This is a genomic window from Candidatus Nitrosopumilus sp. bin_68KS, assembly GCF_054095825.1.
Genome location: NZ_JBSWSP010000024.1, coordinates 1 through 23,759, shown reverse-complemented (window position 1 = coordinate 23,759; position 23,759 = coordinate 1). Strand labels below are relative to the sequence as shown.

Sequence of the window (23,759 nt, the reverse complement as noted above, 5' to 3'; positions counted from 1 at the left end):
AACAATCCGTTAAAGATGCCACAATCTATGTTGAACCTACTGATGGTGCAATTAGAATTAGAAATAAATGGAATAATCATTTGGCTTTTGGAATTACAAAAGAACTCTTTGAGATTTATGATAGAATCGCAGGTCACATAAAGTCAGTTTAGGCTTTCCACCAATCTAATGCAAGAAAATCAACTTTGTCTTTTCCTTTAGGGATTGCCAAAATGAATTGTTTTCTAACTGTTGTTGCAAGTCTTCCTGCCAGAACAATTCCTGTAGCTGAAATTGATTCATTTCTAGTATAAACTTGAATTAAAAATGGCGCATGATCAATACCTGGTCCTTTTTCATACACTGCAAAATCACAACCAAATTTTATTCCTGGATTGATTATGTAACCTTTATCTCGAAAATTTTTGTAAACGAGATATTTTTTATCAAACTCATGAACTTCTTTTTTACAAATTTCGATTAATTCCTCTACAGTAATTTTTTGTTTTGCATTTGTAATTGTAATTTTTTTATTTTCCAAAAGATACAAGCCTTCAATTAAATCCAAAATTAATGGAGCATCAATTTCTTCAATTTTTGGTTTTGGGATCCCTATAGGTTTACCATAATATCCTTGACTGAAAAGTTTACGTGAATCTTCTATATTCCAAACAATAATCCTATTTTCTACTAATTCACTCTTCATTGTTTTTCTAAATTATTCTTTGTATATGAATTCTGTAGTTGAGATGGGATTTTTTTTAAAATATTAAAAATAAAGTAAGATTTAATGAATTATTTATAGACTCAATGCTAATAATATGAAAGAATCTGATACTCTCTGACACTTGTCTGACATTTCTTCGATTCCTTCTATCACATCTTTGATCAACATCAATTCTTTTGTAGATGTCACTTCGTTTAGAAGTTTAATTGTGGCATCTCTGTATTTGATGTCTATTTCTCTTTCTATTGTCTGTGTTTCTTGAGCTAATTCAATTGCGTTTGCAGTGTTTGTGTTTAGGCTTCTAATAATTTCATTTAACTTGTAGACTTCATCCACAACAAGTTCAATTAGTTTTGTGATGTCTTGATCAAGTTTTGAACTTTTTAGTGTAGCTGGTTTTACGTTTGATAGTTTAAACGAAATACCTGTGATATATCCTGCAATTTCATCCATTGTATATGCAGTATTTAGAAGATTTTCTCTATTCATGATCAATCCTCCGACATCTGCTACTTCTCTAGTGATCTTTCTTCTTAGACTTTCCACTTCTTCTTCAATGGTTGAAATTTGCTCTAATGCATTTTTGATTCCTGTCTTATCTTTTTTCATCATAAGCTCAGGAAGTGTAGCCAGCTCTCTGGCAGCATTTAGAATTCTGTTAATTTCGTCTTGTAAAACTGCTATAGCCTTTCTTTTTGCTTGAACTTCAAGCTCTCCGCTATACATAACAGAATATAAAAAATCTTCAGGTAATTTAAATCCTTTATGATATTTGATGATTTTAGAGCGTGATTACATCAAATTTTTATCATGAGCTACTTTTTTCTGACCTTTGTATAGTGTGATGACTTCCTCATTAGTAGATGCATCTTCAACTGCTTTTTCAACTCGAATCTTCCCAGTAAACTTTGGAAATCTTAATGCAAGACCTGCACCTTTTCGTATTACATCTTTTGCAGCTTTGTGAATTGGACTTAATGTAATTTCTGAGGCAACCACTTCTATTACTAACTCTGGCTCAAACCATACATCAGCTTCCATCTCACTAATTATTCGTGGATTTTTTTTGATTGTAACTTTTGGATTTAAAATTTGATACAGCTGGTCTAATGATTCATCTGAAAAACCTGTTCCTACTTTACAAATACTTGGGAATACGTCTTCATCTTCATCATATGTTGCCAAGAGTAATGTCCCATAACTTCCTGTTCTTCTCCCCTTACCAAAAAATCCTCCAATGACTACGAGATCTAGACTGTCTCCCAATTCATTTTGGTACTCTCGTTTTAATTTTAACCAAAAATTTCCTCTAGAACCTGCTTGGTATGGTTTGTCTAACATTTTTAGCATCAGACCCTCACTTCCCGCATTGATACTGTTTTCCATAAAGTCTTCGACTTCATTTTCATTTTTCACTATTGTCATTGGTATGTATTTCACAAATTCATCTTCTTTTACAACTTTTTCTAATTTTTCTCTTCTATCTTTGTAGGTCAAATCTAAGCAGCTTTTCCCGTTGCAATATAGAATGTCAAATAAATTCACCGATATTGGATACTGTGTTACTGCTTTTTCTATTTTGTATTTTCTTCTTCTATGCATTAACTCTTGAAAGGGAAGAAACTCTCCTGTATTTTCATTCATTGCAACAGCTTCTGCCTCTAGTATGATGTTGTCTGCTTGAATTGCTTTAGGAATTTTTTCTATTATGTCTGGGTAGTAGCTTGAAATATTTTCTAAACTTCTTGAATACAATACAACTTTTTCTCCTTCAATGTGAAGTTGCACTCTTTCTCCATCTAGTTTGTATTCTGCTGCAAATTCTTTCCCTAGTTTCTCCATTGCTTCTTCTTCACTCTTTACTCTGTCTGCAAGCATTGGTCTGATTGGATTAAATAAAATAATTTCAAACTTTTCAATCCCTTCAATTCCTTTTGTTGCGATTACTTCGGCAACTTTCCCTAAATCACTTGAAACGCTATATGCATGTTCTAAACTTTTTCTATTTTCTTTACTACCTGAGAATGCTATTGCTAATGCATCCATTACTGTATTCTCTGCAACTCCAAGTCTTAATGTTCCTAGTAAAATTTTCAAAATGTAACTTGCTTCTAATGGATTTGCATCATTTAGTAGACTTGAAATATACTTCATTTTCATATCTTGAGAACGTGAGCCTTCCAAATTTGCAATCTTGAATAATGTTTCATAGACTCTTTCTATTGTGATGTCTTCAACAAGAAATGTTGTCTGTGTTTTTTGTTCCATTATTATTGATGTTGCTTGTCCTAAATCTCCGCCTTTTCTGTATTCATCTTCAATTTTTTTAATTGGGCTTCCTGATGATTTTGAAATTGCTCTTATTGCAAGTTTTTCAGCTACTCCAAGCTCTATGCCTTCAAAATCTGGTCTTAATTTTCCTTGTAACAAATAAACAATCTTTGCAATTACCTCGTGTGGAGTTTTTTCAAATAATTCAACTAGAAATTGTGTCAGCTCTAATCTTTTTCTAGTTGACTCCATTTTGTAAAATGCTTCAGCTAAAATAGAAAACTCCATTTTATTACTCTGCTAATCCTGAATAAAAGTCTGAATCTAGATGTATCTGAATATTGTTGGCTTGTCTGATTTTGGAAGTTCTGAAACTAGTGCAAAGTTGTATAATGGATATGCTTCTTTGTAGTATTTCATAAAGCTCCAGGCAACATCATGTGTTTTGAATTCGGTTCTTATTCCATCAATGTTACTAATTTTTCCAAACACATCAAAGGGTACAACAGAATATTGTTTTGGACGATTATGTGGTTTTGCTTTAAGCAGCCATGCTAATGCAAAAATAAAGACTGATCCTAAAATTACATATTCTCCAGCTATTTTGAAAAATGCTAAAATTACCCCTGGTATGGTTTGCCCAAATAATACTACCATAAAATTTGAAAATGATATGACTGCTAATGCTGTGAATATGTATGTCTTCCAATCAAAAATTTTCTGAAAAGAATTCAAAGATAATAATGTGTACGCTTCTTTTTGATTTAACTATTTCCTATGATTTGCAAGAATTGAAGTCACTAATCTGGATCTTCGTAATTTTCTTTTTTATCCCCGCTTGAGGCTGTCTCTTCCATAGGTTTCATCTTTGTTTCAAGAACATCCATTCTTGCTCTGTATCCTTCAGCATATTCTAATTCTGATGGAACAAGAGTTGCTGGATGAATGAATCCTTGACTTCTAATTGCAATTGCTTTCTTTGTTGCAATCTCTCTAATGTAATCCCAATCGGGAGTTGAGAATCCGTCAAATGGGCCTGTTAACTTTCCATTATGCATACTGAATACTAATGCCTCCACAATTGGAATGCAAAAGTTGATTGTTGCTGCAGAATTTAGTTTTACAGGCATCAAAGGCATATTGTGACTGCCTCTGGTGTTTCCTGCTACATAATGTGGGTTGTTAAAGACACTTCCAACTTCTTCTGTTGCTGGAAAATTTTTCTGAGTTCTAACTAGACAAATGGGATCATCTTTTCCAACATATGTTCCTGCAATGTTGTGTAATCTATCAGTTGATGCATCCAAAATCGGTTCACCATCTTTTGTGAATACTGAATCTACAACATATCTTCCTGGATACATCAGTGCAGCTTCTATTGTTGGTTTGTCTTGCCATAATTCAAGTTCTGCAATTTGTGCTTTTTCAACATCCATGATGTTCATCTTTACTCCTGCTGCAAGACTTTTGTTTACAATTAATCCTGTATTGCTAAGTGCATCAACAAACATTCTATAAATTGGATAGTTGAAAGCTCCCGGCTCTGTTTTATCTGCTGCAAATACTGTAAATGCTTCATTTGGTCTTTCCTCAAACTCCATCTCTGCAACTCCTGGACCCATTCCTTTTACATTTCCTGAAAAAGAATCTTTTAGGAGATCTTGTCCTGCTCCGTACAACCCTTCTTCTTTTGCAACTTGGGTTCCTGCCATGAATGCATCCCATGCTAACTTGTGAATTTTTTCATTATCTACACCGTGTGTATGTGTCATTACGATATGGGTGTCGTCTCCGCAATAACCAATGTAATGATCGATAAGTAAATCTCCTGAATTTTTGACGGTGTCTCTAATTGCTTGTATTAGTCCGTCACTTGGTTTTGTGTGGCCGCCAACTCCTCCCACATCTGCTTTGATAACTGAAACTGTAATTTTCATAATTTTTCTTTTTGTCCCTTTGATTTATGTGCTTTTGACAAAGTTTCATGATCTGAAATTAATTGAATTTTTTTTAATTTTTCTTCAAAAATTCATAACAGTAATAAATGCCCTCAGATACGCACTTGATATGGCAGATAAACCCCACTTGAACCTGATTGTTACAGGACATATTGATAATGGAAAATCAACTACTATGGGTCATTTTTTGATGGATCTTGGAGTTGTAGATGAAAGAACTATTGCAGCTCACGGTGCAGAATCCGAGAAGACCGGAAAAGGTGATACCTTCAAGTATGCATGGGTAATGGATAATATTAAAGACGAAAGAGAAAGAGGAATTACAATCGATTTAGCTTTCCAAAAGTTTGAGTCTCCAAAGTACTTCTTTACTTTGATTGACGCTCCTGGTCACAGGGACTTTATTAAAAACATGATTACTGGCGCTTCTGAAGCAGATGCCGCTATCTTGGTACTTTCAGCAAAAGAAGGTGAAACTGATACTGCAATTGCAGCAGGTGGTCAAGCAAGAGAACACGCATTCTTGCTCAAGACTCTCGGTGTAAGCCAACTAATTGTCGCAATCAACAAGATGGATGCAGTTGAATACAAAGAAGATGCATACAAAGCAGCCAAAGAGAAAGGTGAAAAATTAGTAAAATCTGTAGGTTACAAACTAGAGAACGTACCATTCATTCCAGTTTCTGGATGGAAGGGAGATAACTTGGTAAAGAAAACCGAAAATATGCCATGGTACTCTGGTAAAACTTTACTTGAAGCATTTGATGACTTTACAGTAACTGAGAAACCAGTTGGTAAACCACTACGTGTACCAATTCAAGACGTTTACACCATTACAGGTGTTGGTACAGTTCCAGTAGGAAGAGTTGAAACCGGTATCATGAAAGCTAACCAAAAAATCATTGTAATGCCCTCTGGCGCACAAGGTGAAATCAAATCTATTGAGACACACCACACAGAAATGCCAACTGCAGAAGCAGGTGATAACATTGGTTTCAATCTTAGAGGTATCGAAAAGAAAGATATCAAGAGAGGTGATGTACTTGGAACTCCTGATGCACCACCAATGGTTGCAAAAGAATTCAAAGCACAAATTATAGTTATTCACCACCCAACAGCAATTGCTCCTGGTTACACACCAGTAATGCACTGTCACACTGCACAAGTTGCAGCAACTGTTACTGAGTTCCTCCAAAAGATCAACCCAGCAACTGGTGCTGTTGAGGAAGAAAATCCAAAGTTCCTCAAAGTCGGTGATTCTGCAATTGTTAAAATCAGACCAGTTAGACCAACTTGTATTGAAACATTCCAAGAATTCCCTGAAATGGGTAGATTTGCACTGAGAGATATGGGTGCAACTATCGCAGCAGGAATCGTTAAGGAAATTACCGAAGAGTACAAACCATAGGCGGATTTTTTTATGACTCAAACCGCCCGTGTAAAACTCACCTCTACCAGTCTACCAAAATTAGACGGTGTATGTGGGGAAATAATGGGTATAGGTAAAAAAACTGGCGTTAAAGTAAAAGGTCCAACTCCACTTCCTGTAAAAAGATTACATGTTGCAACTAGAAAATCCCCATGTGGTAGTGGTACTGAAACATATGAAAAATGGGAGATGAAGATGCATCGAAGAATTATCAACATTAACGCTGATGATAAAGCTATTCGACAACTAATGAGACTAAAAATTCCTGATGATGTTTACATTGAATTGTCTTTGACATAATCTGGTAGCCTTAAATTATAGAAATTTTGATGATAAATATGGTTGAAGAAAATTTTGATGAAGAGGAAGTAGAAGAAACTCCTGTTGAGACCTTTGAAGTAAATTACTCTTGTTTGAGATGTGGAACTAATGTCTCAAATACTGAATTATCCAGATTGCCTGAAATCAAATGTATTTGTGGATTCAGAGTATTTACCAAAGTAAGGCCACCTGTAGTTAAAACTGTTAAAGCAATCTAGACTATCTGTCTTTTTTGTAACTATGTTCTCTTTGTAGATGTGTTCTCATGTCTTCCATGTTTGAGAAAAATCTATTGCATACTTTACAATCATACGGTAAATCCTTTCCATGAATAATCTGCATGTGATTCATCATCTCTTCTTGTTTTGAAAATTTTTTATCACATTTTTCACATTTAATTTTTTTAAAGAAACCCAACTTTACCCAAACTCTGCTTTCTTTTCATCCCAACATCTTCTGCATAACTGTCCTTCAATATTCCAATGTCCTTTTGGATTATATCTGATTAATCCCATTTTCCCATTACATAATGAACAAAAGTTTTTCTTTTGTCCGTGAGTTTCTTCTTTGTTGTCAAAACACTTTTTGCATAACAATCCTTCCATGTCCCATTGCCATCTTGGCTCCCATAGATCAGTAATTTTTTGAGTTTCTCCGCATACTATACATGGCTGTCTTACTTTGCCTTCATAGTACTCTTTTGATTTTTCAAAATGACAATCTCCGCATAATGCTCCTTTGATGTTCCATTCTCTTTTTGGTTTGTGTTTGTGAGATAACTCTTTGTTGCAAACAGCACAATATGATGGTTTTTTACTAAATAGACCCATTTTGATCATTATGATATGACTTATTCTATAAATGTAAACAAAATAAAAATAACAATAAAATGTTTATTGGCTTAGAATTTTCTCAAGGGCTTGACTTGCATTAAGCATGCCATTTCTCTTGGCAAATTCTTCGATCATTTTGTACTGTTTTTCTGTAAAACATACTGGCATTGAACGTCTTTCCATGAAATAATTTTGTATTTTTTACTAATATCTTTTTCTCTCGTAAGCTATTTCAAACCATTTTTCTAATGTTTTATGTGGCAAAGAAACGACAGATCCTAGTAATTGGACATAACACCAATGGTTGTACTCCTGAACATGAAAAAGTGGCCTATGAAGTAGGCCTGGAGATTGCAAAGTCTGATTCTGTATTAATTACTGGTGGGTTGGGTGGAGTGATGAATGCTGCATCTCGTGGAGCAAAAGCCGGAAATGGTCTAACGATTGGAATTATTCCTCAAGACGATTCTTCTTTTGCCAATGAATTTTGTGATGTTGTTATTCCTACTGGAATGGGTTTCACTCGTGATTTTTTAAATGCATTAAGTGCTGATGGGATAATTATTGTTGGAGGAGGCTCTGGAACTCTTTCTGAGGTATGTGCTGGATATATGCAAAAAAAACCTATGGTTGCAATTAGAAATCTAAATGGACCTGTTGCACAATACATTGATGGTTATGTAGATCATCGAGAAAATGTCAAAATAATTGGTGTGGATTCTGCCCAAGAATCTGTCAAGAAAATTTTGGAATTAATCACTGCATAGAGACTAGTAATGGATCTGGTTTGTAAAACTCCCCATGTTCTGATGCAAGCTTGTTTAATTCATCGACAATATTTTTGATGCCAATCTCTTTTGCAGTTTCAAACAGTGGTTTTTTTAATCCTAGGCCTAATTGTGCCGCCTTTTCAATTTCCTCAACATCACTTGCGCCATTTGATACAAGCCATGCTGCATTATTTAGAATATTTGCAACAATTTGAATTGGGTTGCATTTTTGTGATAATTCTTCAGAAAGCGAAACTCTTTCGTATTTGTCATCAGAATATTTGTAAAACCCTTCTCCTGATTTTTGTCCTAGCTTTTTCTCATCAAACATTTTTTCTATCAATGGGTGTGGATTGATTACTTTTTTGTCTCGTAAATGCATCTCTACTGTTGCTTTGTGAATTACATCCATTCCAGTAAAATCTGCCAACTCAAATATACCCATTGGGAATCCAAGTTTGAATTTGACTGCTGAATCAATTTCTTCTAATGTTGCACTTGTTCTGTCTTTAACAAAACAAGCTTCGTGAACCATTGGGATGAATAGTCTATTTATGATAAATCCTGGAACATCTTTTCTACATAACACTGCAACTTTATTTACTGACTTTACATAATCTTGAGTTAAATCAGTAATTTCTTGAGCTGTTTTCTCTCCTGGAATCACTTCAACTAGTTTCATTAGTTGAGGTGGGTTGAAAAAATGAATTCCTATGAATTTTTCAGGACGCGAAGTTGTATTTGCAATCTCAGTAATTGGCAATGTACTTGTGTTTGATGCAAAGATTACTTCGGGTGCTGCAACTTTGTCCAATTCTGCGTATACATTTTTCTTTAAATCCATAATTTCAGGTACTACCTCTATAACTAATTCTGTATCTTTTACTGCTTCTGCTAAATCCACAACTGGTTTAATTCTTGCAAAAATTGAATCCCCTTCCTCTTTTGAAATCTTTTCTTTGGAAACTAGTTTGTCTAAACTCCATTTTATTTTCTCCATTGCTTTATCCAAAAACTCTTGTTTGATATCTCTCAAAACAACATTATATCCTGCAGTAGCTGAAACCTGTGCAATCCCATGTCCCATAACCCCTGAACCTAAAACTGTGATATTTTTAATTGCCACTAATTCTAAAAAATTGAGTATCCTTTATAATGTATTTCAAAATTTTATTGTTTTATGGGCTTGTTCAAACGTAAGAAAGACGAAGAAAACAAAACAAAATGTGATGTTTGTGGGACTGATCTGCATGATCCTGAACGTCTAAAAAGACACATGAAAAAAGCACATGGTAACGTTCCTGCAAAGAAACTAGATCCAAATTCTGGCGATGGCGGAACCTGGTAAAATGGAATTAAACTCCAGTCCGAAAACTAGTCTAGTTTTTCTTGGCGCATTTTTGACTGCAGGGATTGTTTTGTCCACCATGGTATTTCCTTTTTGGAATCTAATTCGAGAAGATGTTTTTGAAGATGTGATAATTTTATCAAATGACAATGGTGTTTGCTATGTTGAAACCTCTGATAGTATTCCTAAAACAATAGACGATTGCATTCTTAATCCTGGAGACAGAGCCACTATCAAATTCGGTGATGGTCTTGCTTGGGCAAGCATTGTTTCCCCATAATAGATGATTTAATATTTTGAGAAATTTAATGAACCCTGATGGATTGCATTTTCTGTAAAATTGTTTCAGGTGAAATCCCTACTAAAATACTAAAAGAAACTAGTACCTCTATTTCCTTTTTGGATGCATTTCCTCTTGCAAAGGGCCATGTACTTGTGATTCCAAAAAATCATCATCAGAAAATTCAAGACATGACTGAAAAAGAAAATGCTGATTTATTTTCTCTTGTACACATGATGACTGCAAAAGTTGATTCTATATCTGGCTCAACTTTACTTGCAGTTCATAACGGAAAAGATGCAGGACAAGAAATACCACACGTTCATGTACATTTAGTTCCAAGAAGTAATGACGATTCAGCCGGTGCGATTCATTCCATGTTTGATGGTGCTTTAAAATTATCTGATTCTGAGATTGAAGATCTGTACAATAAACTAAAAATCTAATACGGGTATAATCTTTCTTTAGTATCGGAATTTTCCACAATAATTGCTTTTGTTGGACATGTTTCAGCTGCATTCATTATTTTGTTTACTCCTGCACCTTTTTGATTAATTACGGATGATTTGGGATTTGACTTGCTTTGTTTGTTAATTTCAAATACATCTGGTGCAATAATTTCACAACTACAACATCCAATACAACGACTCTCATCTACATCCACGTATAGATTAGGTTGCTTTTTTGGTTCTTGTGCTTTCTCATATTCCCCATTTCTTCCATCTGGACGTACTCGTGCATTGTAATCCTCCCAGAACTTTCTTTCGTATTCTTTCCAGAAATCGGGGTCACCTTCTTCAAATTCGCGAGTATATTTGCCCCAATCCTGTTCTGGAATGCTTCCATCATCTGGTGCTCCCCACTGTGGTTTTTTCTTGTATCTTTGTTGGGGATTGGATTTAGTTTCTGTATGTTGTGAATATCTTGTTTGATTGTGATTTTTCTTCAAAAAGTTGTAAGCTTCTGTAACTTTCTTAAATTCAGTATCTGACTGTATGTTTTTGTTCTTATCTGGATGTAATTCTAGTGCCAGCTTTCTATATGCTGCCTTGATATCCTCTTGTGATGAATCCTGATTCACATTCAAAACTTTGATTGCTTGATATGCGTTCACTGAAAATAGAGATTTGTCATATGATAAAAATAATTGCTATGGTTTGTTTGTATTTAATCTAGTAAAACTTCGTTTTCTGCTTTCCATGCAGGTTCTACAATACACAAAAATCTCAAATCCTCCGATCCTATATTCTCAATGAATTGCTTGGAATTTGGAGAAATATACACTGAATCATCTTTTTGTATCTTATGTTGCTCCCCATCTACCGTAAGTATTGCATTACCCTCTAAAATATAGTAAATTTCAGATGATTTTAGTTTGTGAAGTTTGGATCGTTTTCCTGATTCCAATGTGAATTGTGCAACGCTATAGCTGATTCCGTTAAGTGTGTTATGTGGGTGAAAATATTGCTTTATTTTTGTTCCCTCATTACCTTCAATTGATTGAATCTCTGAATTTTTCTGTACTGACATTTTATCTAAATGATTTTTGTAACACTAGATTTGAAATCTGATTCATACCATGTAGTTTTGTATGGGGCATTTTTTTTCGATAAAATGTTTATTGCAATATGTGAAAATGTCTTTTTCTTGTCAATTGATCCATGCGTGTGTAGTACTTTAGCTGGAATATGTACAATATCGCCTTCATTGAGGCTGATTCTTTCAGTTTTCTTTATTTTGAAATTGCTTTTAGATGAGCCGTATTTTTTAAAAATTTCAAGACTTCCTTTTCCTTTGACTGCAATTAATACTTGGTTTCCATCATGCTGATGAATTTTTGTTCTAGAGCCTTTCTCAAAATGAACGTGATAGATATCTTGATCTTTTGATTTTATTTTCTCAGATAATACCTTCATCCATGTTTTTCCTGTAAACCAATCTGGATTTACTTTACGTTGATCCCCAGTTCCAGAAATGTTTGTTTTTTTCATTTCTAAATTCTACTCAAAATCTTCTTTTTCTTTTCTTGGAATTCTTTTTGAGTAATCACTCCTGACTTTTTTAACTTTCCAAGTTTTTCAAGCATTTTCAAATCTTCTTCAGAATTTGCAGTCATCTTTTTTGCAGATAATAATCCTTCGTTAATCTTTGCCAAGCCTTTTTTTTGCAATGACTCGCTTTCTTTTTTTGCTTTAGCTGTAAACTCTTTGCTTGCTTTTGATGCTTCCTTTGCAGTAATTTCTCCTAATTCTACTGCCTCATCTAAAACTGCGTCTGCTTTTTTAATTCCTTCTTGAATTGCATTATCTGCTTTTTTAAGAAATTTATCGATATATCCGCCTTTTTTTTGCATTGTTTTTGATTTTTTTGCTGTTGCCATATTGGTTTAATGTTTTCAAATCTATTATTTCTTTCTTAGTAGAATTGGTTTAATAGCCTGAATTTGGTAGTTATAGTGATTTTGGAAAACGACGATTATGGTGTAAAGACCATTGTGATAAGAAAAAATCTTGAAGAAGATGAGGCAATGAAAATTGTTGAACAAAAGAAGACAGATCCTTTCAAGTCATTACTCTCTAGACCTAAAAAAGAAGATATCCATCTCGATTCTTTAAAATTGTACTATGAGGCATCCTTGATTGTATCTGGCAAGTACGCTGCAAATTATTTTCGAAAAGCATCTCACACAATAGATGTTGATTCAAACGTTCATGGTGTGGTAATGGGGGATGCAGTATTTCCAGTTCGCTCAAAATCTGGTTTAGAAAAAGCATTTGTTGGAAAAAAAGGAAAAAACAAAGTTGACCTAAGTTTAGAGGAGCATGTTTTTGTTGAAGAAGAAGATGAATTAACATTTGATCATTTTGGACTAGAAGTAGAGTTACCATTTAAAATTGATTCAAAAACAATAGAGAATTATCCTAAAAAAATTCTTGAAGATAATTCATTTACAATTAAAAAACCTGAATTTACATATGATTCTGCAATCGATAAATTACAAATTCATTTGAAAAAACCATTGGATCCTGGTGTTCGAGATCTTCAAGATGAGTTTGTTTTACATGATATTACCGAAGTTTACATTCCAATTTTCGAAGCTAGACTATCTGATCCTAAAAAGAAAGTTGAGATTATCCGAATCGATGCAGTGAAAAAAAAAGTTCTCTAATTTCTAAATTTTAATTAATTTTCTGAATTGTTCATTACCGTGTAGTTTCTCAAATATTGGCTCTTCTTTTGCCCATGCACGAATTATTTTGGGACTTTTTGCAACTGCTTGTTTTAGCAATTCTAATGATTCAGGATATTTCTCTAGTGCTGCTTTACTTCTTGATTTGGCATAAATGACATTCACATTGTCTTTGAATTTTTTTAAAATATCATCAAACACATCTAATGCTTTTTGATGTTGTCCTAATTCTGCCAATTGAACCCCTTTTTGAAAAAACGCATCTTGATTACTTGGATATTTTTTACAAATATTTGAAAAGCAGTTTAATGCCTCTTCATGTCTTTTCATTTTACCTAGAACAATTCCTTTGTAGACCATTGCATTTGGTTTTCTTGGTTCTAGTGTGATTGCTTTGTCTAAAACTTGTAATGCCTCTTCATGCTCTTTTAGTTTGTCCAGTAACACTCCTTTGTTAAAATAAGATGCTGCATATTTTGGGTCTGCCTCTATTGCCTTGTCGTAGCATTCAGCAGCTCCCTGAATGTTTCCCAACTCTGCTGATGCAATTCCTTTGTTGTTGAAAGCTTGTGCATCTTTTGGATTAATTTCTATTAATTTTTCAAAACATGTTATTGCGTCACTGTATTTTTTTATTTGATTGAGTGCCAATCCCCTGTTAAATAATGCCGATGTGTTATCTGGCTCTTGTTTTAGGATTTTGTTAAATAATGATATTGCACCCTTTGGCTGATTTTTATCCATTAAGGACATCGCATTGTATAGCAAGTCTTCTACGTTCTCTTTCCCTCCAAATAACCCCATATTTTCTACAAAATGATATTGCTAATTACTTTTGTTACTAGAATTTAATTTCTGTATAACAAAGATATGCTTAATTTGAATTAGAAAATAATTGAATTATGTCTAGTTTTGAATTAAAATATCATGCAGAAAAAGTACATGTGCATAGATGGCCGCAAGATTCCCCAATTTGGAATGAGACTACTATTGAACAATTGGATAAAACAATTAACAAAAACCCTGAAAAAAAGCAAATCATAGTTGGAGAAGATACTATTCAAATTCAAACCATAAAATTTTACTCTATAAACAAAGTCGGAGTTACCGTCCCTCTATTCAAAGACGAATGCACTATGATCTTTGAGGGAAAATTCGGAGAATTATTTGCACATATCCACATTACAATAAAGAATGAAAACTATCTCGATATTTTTAACCAGTTAATTGATTGGAGAAAAAAGTTCTTTCCTAGTTGAAATAGTCTTCAGTTGCCAGAATCATTTTTTTAATGTCTGCTTTTGTGTGAGCATAAGATATTGCGCCTAGCTTTCCAGGCAAAAAGAATATTCCATCATGGGCTATCATCTTAAAATGATATTTGTGTAATGCTTTAGTGTCGCATTTTGAGGCTTGAGCTGCATTAACAACTTTTGAAATGCCATTATTTACAAAGTGAGTCATGAATAACGAACCCTTTCCAGTAATGATTGCTTTACCATCAAATGCTTTATTGAGTTCTTTTCTTGCATAGTCTCCTAATCCGTTAATTGTAGAATGAATTGATTTATTGTTTTTCAAAACAGAAAGTGTTGCAAAGCCTGATACCATTGATGTGGGGTTTGCAGAAAATGTTCCACCTCCTACATAACTGCGTTCTGATTTTTTCTTTCCAGTGGTGTCAGCATACTCCATGATCTCTTTTTTGCCACACATTACACCAATTGCCATTCCTCCACCAACAATTTTCCCCAATGTAACAATGTCCGGATCCAACTTCATTGTAGGATAAAGACAACCAAAGCGGAATCTAAATCCAGTAACTATCTCATCTAAAATAAACAATGAATTATTTTTCTTGCAAAACTCTTGTACTCCTTTAAGATAATCTGGATTAGCTGGAATGCATCCACCACCACCTAACACTGGTTCAACAATTACACCAGCTAAATCTTTAGAATGTTTTTTTAAAATGGATAGAGATTCTTCTAAATTGTTATACGGAATTGAAACAATCTTTTCTTCATTTACTACACCTGAGCTTTCTGATTCTGTAAATGGCCAGTTGACTGATTTTAGTAAATCTGAAGTGTATCCATGCCATCCTCCATCAATCTTTGCAATAATTTTTTTACCGGTTACTGAGCGTGCTAGTCTAACTGCATACATTGTAGCTTCAGTTCCAGATGTTACATAGCGAATTTTTTCTGCTACTGGAACTGCTTTTGAAATTATCTCAGATAATAAAATGGTCTGCTCATTTACTGTCCCATACATCCAGCTTTTCTCAATCTGTTTTTTTATGGAATCTTTGACATTTTTTTGACCATGGCCTAAAATCAGACTCCAGTGACCCATCCAGTAATCAGTGTACTTATTGGAATCAACATCAACGAGATTTTTTCCTGTTGATGACTTTACAACAAATGGGTACGGCTCATAATATCTTATGTTATGACTAACACCATTTATGTGCAACTTTGCTGATTTTGCAAATAGTTTAGCTGATCGTGGAGTTTTTTTCTTGTATTCTTTTGTGAAATCCAAAACCAAATTCACATAATATCACTGTCATTTTAACCCTCATTGTGCTCAGTAATGGGGACTATTTTATGAGTAAACTGTGCCTATGGGGGGGGGGTCAAAAATAAAAGCTGTAATTTTTACAAAAAATTGCCTCGATCAGGCACAATTTCACGTATGGTTTATATGGATTCCGTATGCTTCACCTTCTGCATACGTAACGCAATAGGCGGCGCTTGTGATGAAGTTTGGCAATATGCCATTTTGTGATTCATGGGCCTCCAGTTACGCATACAAAATGAGGATTTGATCGAAAGTTCAAATCTGAGATGTGAAGATTATGTGCATCCGTCAATTCCAATTAAAGTACAAGATGTGTACTTCAATAATCAAAATACAAAATATAATTCAGAATCCGGTTGATCCTGCCGGACCTGACTGCTATCGGATTGATACTAAGCCATGCGAGTCATTGTAGCAATACAAGGCAGACGGCTCAGTAACGCGTAGTCAACCTACCCTATGGACGAGAATAACCTCGGGAAACTGAGAATAATGCTCGATAGAACATTATGCCTGGAATGGTTTATGTTCCAAATGATTTATCGCCGTAGGATGGGACTGCGGCCTATCAGTTTGTTGGTGAGGTAATGGCCCACCAAGACTATTACAGGTACGGGCTCTGAGAGGAGTAGCCCGGAGATGGGTACTGAGACACGGACCCAGGCCCTATGGGGCGCAGCAGGCGAGAAAACTTTGCAATGTGCGAAAGCACGACAAGGTTAATCCGAGTGGTTTCTGCTAAAGGAACCTTTTGACAGTCCTAGAAACACTGTTGAATAAGGGGTGGGCAAGTTCTGGTGTCAGCCGCCGCGGTAAAACCAGCACCTCAAGTGGTCAGGATGATTATTGGGCCTAAAGCATCCGTAGCCGGCTCTGTAAGTTTTCGGTTAAATCTATACGCTCAACGTATAGGCTGCCGGGAATACTGCAGAGCTAGGGAGTGGGAGAGGTAGACGGTACTCGGTAGGAAGGGGTAAAATCCTTTGATCTATTGATGACCACCTGTGGCGAAGGCGGTCTACCAGAACACGTCCGACGGTGAGGGATGAAAGCTGGGGGAGCAAACCGGATTAGATACCCGGGTAGTCCCAGCTGTAAACTATGCAAACTCAGTGATGCATTGGCTTGTGGCCAATGCAGTGCTGCAGGGAAGCCGTTAAGTTTGCCGCCTGGGAAGTACGTACGCAAGTATGAAACTTAAAGGAATTGGCGGGGGAGCACCACAAGGGGTGAAGCCTGCGGTTCAATTGGAGTCAACGCCAGAAATCTTACCCGGAGAGACAGCAGAATGAAGGTCAAGCTGAAGACTTTACCAGACAAGCTGAGAGGTGGTGCATGGCCGTCGCCAGCTCGTGCCGTGAGATGTCCTGTTAAGTCAGGTAACGAGCGAGATCCCTGCCTCTAGTTGCCACCATTACTCTCAGGAGTAGTGGGGCGAATTAGCGGGACCGCCGCAGTTAATGCGGAGGAAGGAAGGGGCCACGGCAGGTCAGTATGCCCCGAAACTCTGGGGCCACACGCGGGCTGCAATGGTAATGACAATGGGTTCCAAATCCGAAAGGAGGAGGTAATCCCCAAACATTACCACAGTTATGACTGAGGGCTGCAACTCGCCCTCACGAATATGGAATCCCTAGTAACTGCGTGTCATTATCGCGCGGTGAATACGTCCCTGCTCCTTGCACACACCGCCCGTCGTTTCATTGAAGTGAGCTTTTAGCGAGGTGACGTCTGATTGGCGTTATCGAACTTGAGGTTCGTGACAAGGGAAAAGTCGTAACAAGGTGACCGTAGGGGAACCTGCGGTCGGATCACCTCCTTAGACATGGAAAGTGTACGGATGCACTAATCTTCACATCAAATCATCGATGCAATGCATCACGAAAGTGATGTATGAAGGATGTAGCAGGTCTCTGCCAGGAGGCATGCAATGATCGTCGTGCATAGTCGTGTAATATGTGGCTGAATTTGCCGGTGTAAAGACGGTAATAGGTGGATTGCTAGGCTTGAGGAGAGACGAAGGACGTGGCAAGCTGCGATAAGCTCGGGGTAGGCGCACGCATCCTATGATCCCGAGATGTCCGAATGAGAATCTTACACATTTGTGTATTCCAGTACACTAGTATTGGAAGTCGAACCGTGGGAATTGAAGCATCTTAGTACCACGTGGAAAAGAAATCAATTGAGATTTCCCAAGTAGAGGCGATCGAAAAGGAAAGAGCCCAAACTGAATCCTTCGGGAGATGTGGTGTTTTGGTATGATAATATGGAAACTTGGAACACAGCTGAAATGATCTGAAAAGTTCTGGCATAGAGGGTGATACCCCCTTAAGCGAAGTGGGAAGAGTCCTATTCATACCCGAGTAGTTGTCCTTGGTAGTGGGCAATGAATATGGGTGAAAGTAGCATCCGAGGCTAAATATCTCTCAAGACCGATAGTGGACTAGTACCGTGAGGGAAAGCTGAAAAGTACCCCGGAAGGGGGGCGAAAAGTGCATGAAACCTATTACTTACAGACGTGCGTGGCATGGAAGGTGATTTTTTCAGATTAGAGATTCTAGCAATAGAGTTGAAGATTTGATGTTCAAGTCATCAGTGTCACGCGTTCCGTCTCGAAACACGGGCCAAGGAGCTAACCGTTATGGCAAGCTTAAACCTGTAAAGGTGAAGGCGAAGGGAAACCGAGTTCTCGCAGCATTGTGAGGAGAAGCGTGTGAAAGTGCGTTGAGTCATAGCGGCTAGGCTAGAAGCCAGTCGATCTATTCCTGAGCTAGATGAAGGCGGGCGAAAGCCCGCTGGAGGTCTTAAGACGTTCTGACGTGCAAATCGTTGTTGTGACTTGGGAATAGGGGTCAAAAACCAATCTAGACTGGCGCTCGCTAGTTCCAACCGAAGCGTCTCGCAGGGCGTGCTTTGTGGAGATAGTGTTTCCGGTAGAGCACTGATAGAGAGGCGCGGGGGAGAAATCCCTCACCTCTCATTCAAACTCCGAACGGATATACATCGTAGAAGCAAGGACACGGGTTCATGTGGCGTAAGGCTCATGACCGAAAGGGGTTTAACCCAGACTGAAGTTAAGGTCCCCAAATCTTTGCTAAGTGTCAAGCTAAAGAGCGTATTCTCGCCAAGACAGCAGGGAGGTAAGCTCAGAAGCAGCTATCCTTTAAAAAGTGTGTAACAACTTACCTGCCGAGGGGGGATGCCTCAAAAACGGACGGGGCTAAAGCAAAGTACCGATACTTTAGATAATCATCAGTGGATGATTCGTGGTAGGTTGGCGTAGTGATTGGGTCGAAGCAGGGCGGTGACGTCCTGTGGACCGGTTTCTATTGCAGATCTTGGCGGCAGTAACAGCATAGTATAGTGAGAATCTATACCACCGCAAGCGTAAGGGTTTCCAGGCAATGCGTTATCAGCCTGGAGGTAGTCGATCCTAAGGTTTGCCTCAAAAGAGTAAATCGAATGGGAAACTAGTTAATATTCTAGTACCTTACATGGAGCGTTTGAGCTATATGGTTCGCTTTCGGATAGGGGTTGTACAACCATCGTTGTATCTAACTATTCAAGGGTTGGGGAGTGTCGTAATGACGAGAACCAGTCCGAGGTAGGAATGGCTTCGCGTTAGCGAAGTTTTCTCGAATCCAGGAGACCATGAAAGATCGTGTAGTTAGCAAAATGTAAGTTCGTACCCAGAACCGACACAGGTGCGCTGGCTTAGAAAGCTAAGGTGCTACGGGTATACCGTATGGCGAGGGAATTCGGCAAATTAGTCCTGTAGCTTAGGTATAAGGGATGCCTGCAATCTTCATGAGGAATGGGGATCGCAGGTTGCAATGACAAGGGGGTTTCGACTGTTTAATAAAAACACAGGCGACTGCTAGTCCGAAAGGATTTGTATAGTCGCTGAATCCTGGCCGGTGCCGGTACCTAAAACTTGGGTTCAACCGAGCTAAGGGCCGGTTAACGCCGGGAGTAACTCTGACTCTCTTAAGGTAGCCAAATGCCTTGTCGGGTAAGTTCCGACGCGCATGAATGGAACAACGAGAGCCCCACTGTCCCCGCCTACAACCCGGTGAAGCCACATAAGGTGGACGAACAGTCCATCAACTTCCATCGGGGAGAGAAGACCCCGTGGAGTTTTACTGCAGCTTGTGCTTGTGGTATAGTAAGAATTGCACAGGGTATCTGGGAGCCATGCTTAACATTCCCCGGGATGTTAAGAAGCAACGATGTAACACCAGACTCTTTTTGCAGTACCACTTATCCAGTGAAGACCGGAGACACGTGCAGGTGGGCAGTTCGGCTGGGGCGGCACCCCTTTGAAAAGATATCAAAGGGGCCCAAAGTTGAGTTCAAACGGGGCAGAAATCCGTTGAAGAGGGCAAAGCCAAAAACTCGACTGAATGGATTTCCAAACGCACGGAATTCATAGACGAAAGTCTGGCTTAGCGATCCTTCGTGTGCCCACTATTGGGGCCCGGAGGTGACAGAAAAATTACCCCAGGGATAACAGGCTCGTCGCGGGCGAGAGCTCCTATCGACCCCGCGGTTTGGTACCTCGATGTCGGCTTTTCCTATCCTGGTCCTGCAGCAGGGGCCAAGGGTGAGGCTGCTCGCCTATTAAAAGGGAACATGAGCTGGGTTTAGACCGTCGTGAGACAGGTCGGTCTCTGCCTGATGGAAGCGCGAATAACTGAGGGGAAGTTGCTCTCAGTACGAGAGGAACAGAGCAGCGTGGCCACTGGTTTACCGGTTGTCTGATAAGGCAGGCCGGGCAGCTAAGCCATTTAGGCTAAGTGCTGAAAGCATCTAAGCACGAATCCTATCCCGAGACAAGTTATTCTTTCGTAAGATGAAGGTCGGCAGCAGAATACTGCGTTGATAGGAAGGTGGTGTAGATCACAAGCTTCGGCGAGTGGTGAGCCAGCCTTTACTAATAGACCAACACATCGGTTCAGCCACTTACATAGAGACTATGCGCGATGAATCATTTTCATTCATCAAGTGGAAAAATATACACGACTTGTACGATGATTATATTTTTAATCACTCCATAGCAAATGCTATGCAATTTTTTGTGATTTGAAATTCTTTTGAATACTATACACGACAAAAAAATTCCTGGCACTATTTTATCTACTTGTAATTTAATGTAATAGATAGATTCAATTTTTGTGATGATTGCCAATAAAGCATTGTTTACAAATTTTGCTTTCGACTCTGGCCTTTAAGAAATCAATTTGTTCAGAATTTAATCTACCATGCTGGATTAGGTTGATTAATTCTTCAGTTTTAATGATCTCAAATATTTTTTGGCATTTACATTCTGTACATTTACAATTGACTTTTTCTCCCATCTATTTGGACTATTAAAACATCTTAAAAATAATATTTGGTATTAAAATAATGTGATCTAAAATTTGATTATTATTTTTTCATTTCAACTTGTTTTTCTATTGTTTTTATACAAACATGACAAATCATAGATTTATCTGGTAATTTACGTATGATCTCATGATTTTGAAATTCTGAATTGTATGTTGCGCCTATTACAATCTTGTTAGTCCATACTTCATAATCTTCTTTCTTTTTTCCACAAACAAAACAATTCATAATTTTTCTCTATTTGAAATGAACTTAAGGTTATTACTAAAGTTTAGGTAAATTTCCTGATTTATCTAAATTTGATTTACAAACTTTACAATAGAGTCTAACTTCTGTTGATGGAAACTCTGTTCCACAATTTTTACAAGTATAAAATTTTCTTTCACTCACAAATCTCTTAAACAAAGTATCAACTTAAGCTTATGGATAGATCTAAATTTAAACTCGTTCACTAATGTTAAATTTACAATGACTGCACGAATCATTTCCTATTGTGGAATATGATAAACCGCAATTTGAACAAATGACAAATTCTGACATGCATATTGCATGATGTCTCCTCATAAATAGCTCTCAAAACGCATTTTAGAATTTTGTTTGTGCCTGAAACATGCAACTATTTACTGTGTTATCGAAAATTACACACTATCTCTTGTATTATATCTAATAATAAAATAAAATTATAATGGGACTTATCTCATCGTTAAAAAACCTAAATTTGAATTTGTCTGACTTGGAAGAAATTCTTGCAGAACACTCTATTGCTGCAGTAACTGATGATCATGGAACTATTGTATATACAAATAAAAAATTCTGTGAAATCTCAAAATATGCTGAAGACGAATTATTGGGACAAAATCATAGAATTTTAAAATCTGATGAACATAATTCTAAATTTTTTACTGATCTGTGGGAAACAATATCTTCAGATAAAACTTGGGCTGGTGAAATAAAAAATCGTGCAAAAGATGGAACGTTTTATTGGGTTAAGACTACAATTGTCCCCGTTAAAGATTCTGAAAGAAACATAAAATATTTTGTTGCGATTAGCACTGATATTAGTAAAGAAAAGCAAATGTGTGAAAAACTTTTACAGGTTGAACAAGAACTTATCCAACAAAATTTATCGCTAGCATCTAAAGTTGCATTAAAAAGCTCTGACATTGTAAAGAATGAACGACTTACAACAATTGGAACTATGGCAAGTAGGATAGCTCATGACTTGAAAAACCCTTTGACTATCTTACATACCTATGCTGATATGTTAACTCCTGAAATTCTTTCAAAACTAGATTCTAAGGATAAAGAAAAATGGTTTAGATTACAAAACTCTATTTTTGATATGCATAGAATAATTGATGATGTGTTAGATTTTGCTCGGACTAGTGAAATCAATAAGAAAAAAACATCATTTTTGAGTATTTTACGGTTATCGTTGAATAACGTTCGTACCACTTATGGTGTTGTGATTAAATTACCTGAGAATGATGTTGTTTTGAACTGTGATCGTAGAAAAATTGAAGGTGTAATGTCAAATCTAATTAATAATGCTGTTCATGCTTTAGATGGACAAGGAGAAATTGAAATTACACTCTCCTCTGATTCTAAAAATATAGTTATACAAGTAAAGGATTCTGGTCCTGGAATTCCTGATGAAAATTTAGAGAAAATTTTTGAACCTATGTTTACTACTAAAAACACTGGTACTGGTTTGGGATTAGTAATTTGTAAAAGTATTGTTGAACAACACGGTGGAAGTATATCTGTAAATAATAACCCTACAACTTTTACAATCACATTACCTATTTGATTTTTTTATTGGTTTTACTCTTCTAACTCTATGTCGTTTTGAAGTTCATTAGGCAATCCAATCCACCAATCTTTATGACTCTCAGACATCATCCAAAATTGTTCTAAACTTGTTAATAGATCTGTCGGTTAATTCTTCACAGTAATTATTCAAGAAAATCTGACAAAATCTAGTCTTTCAAATATTTGATATCTGAAACATTGTCTGTATCTTTGGTTTTCACAACTATTGTATCGCCTAGTTTATTGAAAACCCTTTGGCGTTTTTCATTTGTTAAAAGCCATCCTAAAATTACATCAACTGGTAAAAGAAAAGCTTTTCCAAAACTGCTAATCATAATTCCTTTCAAACCTGGTTTTCTTCCATCAACATTAATTATTTTTAAATTCATGATTTTCTTCCCAACAGTTTGACCTATTTTATATTCTAAAACAGTCCAATAAATGAAAAATAAAATACTGGTTGGAATGTATTGTATATTTTCCATCCAAAATGAATTATCTTCAAACTCGTAATATAATGAACCAAATAATGCAAAAATTATTGCTGTTGAAACACTTGAAATGATGATAAAATCAATTAACCATGCAAAGAATCTGTCTGTCCATTTGGCTAAAACTATCTTCGATGAAATATCTGAATTTGTTGGTTCCATGTGATCTGTTTTCCTTTCAAATTATAAAATGTGTTACTCTTTAGCTAATACTCATTCAAACACAGATGATTTATTGACTATTGTTGATATATAATCATGAAAGCAAAATTTGCAACATCTTGTAGTTCTTGTGGGGATAAAATCCAACCTGGAAAAGAGATCTCAAAAAATAAAGATGAAAATTGGGTTCATAAGCATTGTGCTGAGGATTCAGAAG

Annotated in this window: 27 protein-coding genes and 2 rRNA genes; 12 read left to right on the top strand and 17 right to left on the bottom strand. The window is 36.5% G+C overall.

Annotation, left to right across the window (positions count from 1 at the left end; all coding sequences use genetic code 11):
- Positions 1 to 148: 148 nt before the first annotated feature.
- The 5 genes from endA to fbp all read right to left on the bottom strand — a co-directional run bounded on the left by endA (position 149) and on the right by fbp (position 4,914).
- Positions 149 to 685, bottom strand: coding sequence for a tRNA-intron lyase (gene endA / locus ACW9W3_RS09485; protein WP_457765900.1), 537 nt, complete (start codon positions 683 to 685; stop codon positions 149 to 151).
- 93 nt (positions 686 to 778) lie between these two features.
- Complete coding sequence (locus ACW9W3_RS09480; RefSeq protein ID WP_109877250.1) at positions 779 to 1,432, bottom strand: DUF47 domain-containing protein; 654 nt, start codon at positions 1,430 to 1,432, stop codon at positions 779 to 781.
- 66 nt (positions 1,433 to 1,498) lie between these two features.
- Entirely contained in the window at positions 1,499 to 3,265 is a 1,767-nt protein-coding gene (locus ACW9W3_RS09475; RefSeq protein ID WP_457765899.1) for an ATP-dependent DNA ligase, read from the bottom strand.
- A gap of 36 nt (positions 3,266 to 3,301) precedes the next feature.
- Positions 3,302 to 3,712 carry a hypothetical protein gene (locus ACW9W3_RS09470; protein ID WP_457765898.1) on the bottom strand — a complete coding sequence of 137 codons (411 nt, stop codon included), beginning with the start codon at positions 3,710 to 3,712 and terminating at the stop codon, positions 3,302 to 3,304.
- Between the two features lie 65 nt (positions 3,713 to 3,777).
- Positions 3,778 to 4,914 (bottom strand): fructose-1,6-bisphosphate aldolase/phosphatase, encoded by a 1,137-nt coding sequence (fbp, locus tag ACW9W3_RS09465; RefSeq protein WP_457765897.1) that lies wholly within the window; start codon positions 4,912 to 4,914, stop codon positions 3,778 to 3,780.
- Between the two features lie 130 nt (positions 4,915 to 5,044).
- Here fbp and tuf point away from each other — a divergent pair, with 130 nt between their 5' ends.
- From tuf to ACW9W3_RS09450, 3 genes are read left to right on the top strand one after another with little or no spacing between them, the layout of a single operon-like run.
- Complete coding sequence (tuf, locus tag ACW9W3_RS09460; RefSeq protein WP_457765896.1) at positions 5,045 to 6,343, top strand: translation elongation factor EF-1 subunit alpha; 1,299 nt, start codon at positions 5,045 to 5,047, stop codon at positions 6,341 to 6,343.
- Between the two features lie 12 nt (positions 6,344 to 6,355).
- Complete coding sequence (rpsJ, locus tag ACW9W3_RS09455; protein WP_008299200.1) at positions 6,356 to 6,664, top strand: 30S ribosomal protein S10; 309 nt, start codon at positions 6,356 to 6,358, stop codon at positions 6,662 to 6,664.
- Between the two features lie 29 nt (positions 6,665 to 6,693).
- Positions 6,694 to 6,903: an RNA polymerase Rbp10 gene (locus ACW9W3_RS09450; RefSeq protein WP_457765902.1), complete on the top strand. Its 210-nt coding sequence runs from the start codon at positions 6,694 to 6,696 to the stop codon at positions 6,901 to 6,903.
- A 1-nt stretch (position 6,904) separates the two neighbouring features.
- Here ACW9W3_RS09450 and ACW9W3_RS09445 read toward each other — a convergent pair whose 3' ends face one another.
- Together ACW9W3_RS09445 and ACW9W3_RS09440 are read right to left on the bottom strand one after the other, a co-directional pair.
- Positions 6,905 to 7,102 (bottom strand): C2H2-type zinc finger protein, encoded by a 198-nt coding sequence (locus ACW9W3_RS09445; protein WP_457765895.1) that lies wholly within the window; start codon positions 7,100 to 7,102, stop codon positions 6,905 to 6,907.
- Positions 7,103 to 7,104: 2 nt separating this feature from the next.
- A complete protein-coding gene (locus tag ACW9W3_RS09440; RefSeq protein WP_457765894.1) occupies positions 7,105 to 7,515 on the bottom strand; it encodes a hypothetical protein in 411 nt (136 codons plus the stop codon).
- 260 nt (positions 7,516 to 7,775) lie between these two features.
- On the opposite strand from ACW9W3_RS09440, the gene ACW9W3_RS09435 reads away from it, so the two are divergent.
- A complete protein-coding gene (locus ACW9W3_RS09435; RefSeq protein ID WP_457765893.1) occupies positions 7,776 to 8,285 on the top strand; it encodes a TIGR00725 family protein in 510 nt (169 codons plus the stop codon).
- Here ACW9W3_RS09435 and ACW9W3_RS09430 read toward each other — a convergent pair.
- Positions 8,275 to 9,414: a 3-hydroxyacyl-CoA dehydrogenase NAD-binding domain-containing protein gene (locus ACW9W3_RS09430; RefSeq protein ID WP_457765892.1), complete on the bottom strand. Its 1,140-nt coding sequence runs from the start codon at positions 9,412 to 9,414 to the stop codon at positions 8,275 to 8,277. The genes ACW9W3_RS09435 and ACW9W3_RS09430 overlap by 11 nt on opposite strands.
- Positions 9,415 to 9,468: 54 nt before the next feature.
- On the opposite strand from ACW9W3_RS09430, the gene ACW9W3_RS09425 reads away from it, so the two are divergent.
- Genes ACW9W3_RS09425 through ACW9W3_RS09415 form a run of 3 tightly spaced genes read left to right on the top strand, consistent with a single transcriptional unit; the run spans position 9,469 to position 10,362 of the window.
- Positions 9,469 to 9,636: a hypothetical protein gene (locus ACW9W3_RS09425; RefSeq protein WP_457765891.1), complete on the top strand. Its 168-nt coding sequence runs from the start codon at positions 9,469 to 9,471 to the stop codon at positions 9,634 to 9,636.
- 1 nt (position 9,637) lies between these two features.
- On the top strand, positions 9,638 to 9,916 hold the full coding sequence (locus tag ACW9W3_RS09420) for a hypothetical protein (protein WP_457765901.1): 279 nt from the start codon (positions 9,638 to 9,640) through the stop codon (positions 9,914 to 9,916).
- 38 nt (positions 9,917 to 9,954) lie between these two features.
- Positions 9,955 to 10,362 carry an HIT family protein gene (locus ACW9W3_RS09415; protein WP_457765890.1) on the top strand — a complete coding sequence of 136 codons (408 nt, stop codon included), beginning with the start codon at positions 9,955 to 9,957 and terminating at the stop codon, positions 10,360 to 10,362.
- Here the strand turns inward: ACW9W3_RS09415 and ACW9W3_RS09410 are convergent.
- The 4 genes from ACW9W3_RS09410 to ACW9W3_RS09395 are packed head-to-tail and all read right to left on the bottom strand — an operon-like array spanning position 10,359 to position 12,296.
- Positions 10,359 to 11,030 (bottom strand): DnaJ domain-containing protein, encoded by a 672-nt coding sequence (locus ACW9W3_RS09410; protein ID WP_457765889.1) that lies wholly within the window; start codon positions 11,028 to 11,030, stop codon positions 10,359 to 10,361. The two genes, ACW9W3_RS09415 and ACW9W3_RS09410, sit on opposite strands and share 4 nt — an antisense overlap.
- A gap of 53 nt (positions 11,031 to 11,083) precedes the next feature.
- On the bottom strand, positions 11,084 to 11,446 hold the full coding sequence (locus ACW9W3_RS09405) for a cupin domain-containing protein (RefSeq protein ID WP_457765888.1): 363 nt from the start codon (positions 11,444 to 11,446) through the stop codon (positions 11,084 to 11,086).
- A gap of 5 nt (positions 11,447 to 11,451) precedes the next feature.
- Positions 11,452 to 11,907, bottom strand: a complete 456-nt coding sequence (locus tag ACW9W3_RS09400) for a cupin domain-containing protein (RefSeq protein ID WP_457765887.1) — start codon at positions 11,905 to 11,907, stop codon at positions 11,452 to 11,454.
- A 2-nt stretch (positions 11,908 to 11,909) separates the two neighbouring features.
- Complete coding sequence (locus ACW9W3_RS09395; RefSeq protein ID WP_457765886.1) at positions 11,910 to 12,296, bottom strand: SHOCT domain-containing protein; 387 nt, start codon at positions 12,294 to 12,296, stop codon at positions 11,910 to 11,912.
- Between the two features lie 75 nt (positions 12,297 to 12,371).
- Between ACW9W3_RS09395 and ACW9W3_RS09390 the strand changes: the two genes are divergently transcribed.
- Positions 12,372 to 13,085 carry a hypothetical protein gene (locus ACW9W3_RS09390; protein ID WP_457765885.1) on the top strand — a complete coding sequence of 238 codons (714 nt, stop codon included), beginning with the start codon at positions 12,372 to 12,374 and terminating at the stop codon, positions 13,083 to 13,085.
- A gap of 3 nt (positions 13,086 to 13,088) precedes the next feature.
- Here ACW9W3_RS09390 and ACW9W3_RS09385 read toward each other — a convergent pair whose 3' ends face one another.
- A complete protein-coding gene (locus ACW9W3_RS09385; RefSeq protein WP_457765884.1) occupies positions 13,089 to 13,910 on the bottom strand; it encodes a tetratricopeptide repeat protein in 822 nt (273 codons plus the stop codon).
- Between the two features lie 98 nt (positions 13,911 to 14,008).
- Between ACW9W3_RS09385 and ACW9W3_RS09380 the strand changes: the two genes are divergently transcribed.
- A complete protein-coding gene (locus ACW9W3_RS09380; protein ID WP_457765883.1) occupies positions 14,009 to 14,365 on the top strand; it encodes a hypothetical protein in 357 nt (118 codons plus the stop codon).
- Here ACW9W3_RS09380 and ACW9W3_RS09375 read toward each other — a convergent pair.
- Complete coding sequence (locus ACW9W3_RS09375) at positions 14,358 to 15,659, bottom strand: aspartate aminotransferase family protein (RefSeq protein ID WP_457765882.1); 1,302 nt, start codon at positions 15,657 to 15,659, stop codon at positions 14,358 to 14,360. The two genes, ACW9W3_RS09380 and ACW9W3_RS09375, sit on opposite strands and share 8 nt — an antisense overlap.
- Positions 15,660 to 16,041: 382 nt before the next feature.
- Between ACW9W3_RS09375 and ACW9W3_RS09370 the strand changes: the two genes are divergently transcribed.
- Both ACW9W3_RS09370 and ACW9W3_RS09365 read left to right on the top strand, forming a co-directional pair.
- Positions 16,042 to 17,512 (top strand): 16S ribosomal RNA (locus tag ACW9W3_RS09370).
- A 147-nt stretch (positions 17,513 to 17,659) separates the two neighbouring features.
- Positions 17,660 to 20,649: ribosomal RNA gene (locus ACW9W3_RS09365) — 23S ribosomal RNA — on the top strand.
- Together the 16S and 23S rRNA genes form the textbook arrangement of a ribosomal RNA operon.
- A 470-nt stretch (positions 20,650 to 21,119) precedes the next feature.
- Here the strand turns inward: ACW9W3_RS09365 and ACW9W3_RS09360 are convergent.
- Together ACW9W3_RS09360 and ACW9W3_RS09355 are read right to left on the bottom strand one after the other, a co-directional pair.
- Positions 21,120 to 21,305: a hypothetical protein gene (locus ACW9W3_RS09360; RefSeq protein ID WP_457765881.1), complete on the bottom strand. Its 186-nt coding sequence runs from the start codon at positions 21,303 to 21,305 to the stop codon at positions 21,120 to 21,122.
- Between the two features lie 36 nt (positions 21,306 to 21,341).
- Entirely contained in the window at positions 21,342 to 21,467 is a 126-nt protein-coding gene (locus ACW9W3_RS09355; RefSeq protein ID WP_457765880.1) for a hypothetical protein, read from the bottom strand.
- Between the two features lie 295 nt (positions 21,468 to 21,762).
- Here ACW9W3_RS09355 and ACW9W3_RS09350 point away from each other — a divergent pair, with 295 nt between their 5' ends.
- Positions 21,763 to 22,887: a two-component system sensor histidine kinase NtrB gene (locus tag ACW9W3_RS09350; protein WP_457765879.1), complete on the top strand. Its 1,125-nt coding sequence runs from the start codon at positions 21,763 to 21,765 to the stop codon at positions 22,885 to 22,887.
- A 169-nt stretch (positions 22,888 to 23,056) separates the two neighbouring features.
- Here ACW9W3_RS09350 and ACW9W3_RS09345 read toward each other — a convergent pair whose 3' ends face one another.
- Positions 23,057 to 23,542 carry an RDD family protein gene (locus ACW9W3_RS09345; protein ID WP_457765878.1) on the bottom strand — a complete coding sequence of 162 codons (486 nt, stop codon included), beginning with the start codon at positions 23,540 to 23,542 and terminating at the stop codon, positions 23,057 to 23,059.
- Positions 23,543 to 23,759 lie beyond the last annotated feature (217 nt).

What these genes read in the sequence shown, in the direction of transcription:
- ACW9W3_RS09440 (WP_457765894.1), bottom strand. Translation starts at nt 7,515, where the DNA reads ATGGGTCTATTTAGTAAAAAACCATCATATTGTGCTGTTTGCAACAAA.
- ACW9W3_RS09425 (WP_457765891.1), top strand. Translation starts at nt 9,469, where the DNA reads ATGGGCTTGTTCAAACGTAAGAAAGACGAAGAAAACAAAACAAAATGT.
- ACW9W3_RS09480 (WP_109877250.1), bottom strand. Translation starts at nt 1,432, where the DNA reads ATGTATAGCGGAGAGCTTGAAGTTCAAGCAAAAAGAAAGGCTATAGCA.
- ACW9W3_RS09360 (WP_457765881.1), bottom strand. Translation starts at nt 21,305, where the DNA reads ATGAATTGTTTTGTTTGTGGAAAAAAGAAAGAAGATTATGAAGTATGG.
- tuf (WP_457765896.1), top strand. Translation starts at nt 5,045, where the DNA reads ATGGCAGATAAACCCCACTTGAACCTGATTGTTACAGGACATATTGAT.
- ACW9W3_RS09350 (WP_457765879.1), top strand. Translation starts at nt 21,763, where the DNA reads ATGGGACTTATCTCATCGTTAAAAAACCTAAATTTGAATTTGTCTGAC.
- endA (WP_457765900.1), bottom strand. Translation starts at nt 685, where the DNA reads ATGAAGAGTGAATTAGTAGAAAATAGGATTATTGTTTGGAATATAGAA.
- ACW9W3_RS09400 (WP_457765887.1), bottom strand. Translation starts at nt 11,907, where the DNA reads ATGAAAAAAACAAACATTTCTGGAACTGGGGATCAACGTAAAGTAAAT.
- ACW9W3_RS09475 (WP_457765899.1), bottom strand. Translation starts at nt 3,265, where the DNA reads ATGGAGTTTTCTATTTTAGCTGAAGCATTTTACAAAATGGAGTCAACT.
- ACW9W3_RS09345 (WP_457765878.1), bottom strand. Translation starts at nt 23,542, where the DNA reads ATGGAACCAACAAATTCAGATATTTCATCGAAGATAGTTTTAGCCAAA.
- ACW9W3_RS09380 (WP_457765883.1), top strand. Translation starts at nt 14,009, where the DNA reads ATGTCTAGTTTTGAATTAAAATATCATGCAGAAAAAGTACATGTGCAT.
- ACW9W3_RS09450 (WP_457765902.1), top strand. Translation starts at nt 6,694, where the DNA reads ATGATAAATATGGTTGAAGAAAATTTTGATGAAGAGGAAGTAGAAGAA.
- ACW9W3_RS09385 (WP_457765884.1), bottom strand. Translation starts at nt 13,910, where the DNA reads ATGGGGTTATTTGGAGGGAAAGAGAACGTAGAAGACTTGCTATACAAT.
- fbp (WP_457765897.1), bottom strand. Translation starts at nt 4,914, where the DNA reads ATGAAAATTACAGTTTCAGTTATCAAAGCAGATGTGGGAGGAGTTGGC.
- rpsJ (WP_008299200.1), top strand. Translation starts at nt 6,356, where the DNA reads ATGACTCAAACCGCCCGTGTAAAACTCACCTCTACCAGTCTACCAAAA.
- ACW9W3_RS09405 (WP_457765888.1), bottom strand. Translation starts at nt 11,446, where the DNA reads ATGTCAGTACAGAAAAATTCAGAGATTCAATCAATTGAAGGTAATGAG.
- ACW9W3_RS09415 (WP_457765890.1), top strand. Translation starts at nt 9,955, where the DNA reads ATGGATTGCATTTTCTGTAAAATTGTTTCAGGTGAAATCCCTACTAAA.
- ACW9W3_RS09395 (WP_457765886.1), bottom strand. Translation starts at nt 12,296, where the DNA reads ATGGCAACAGCAAAAAAATCAAAAACAATGCAAAAAAAAGGCGGATAT.
- ACW9W3_RS09420 (WP_457765901.1), top strand. Translation starts at nt 9,638, where the DNA reads ATGGAATTAAACTCCAGTCCGAAAACTAGTCTAGTTTTTCTTGGCGCA.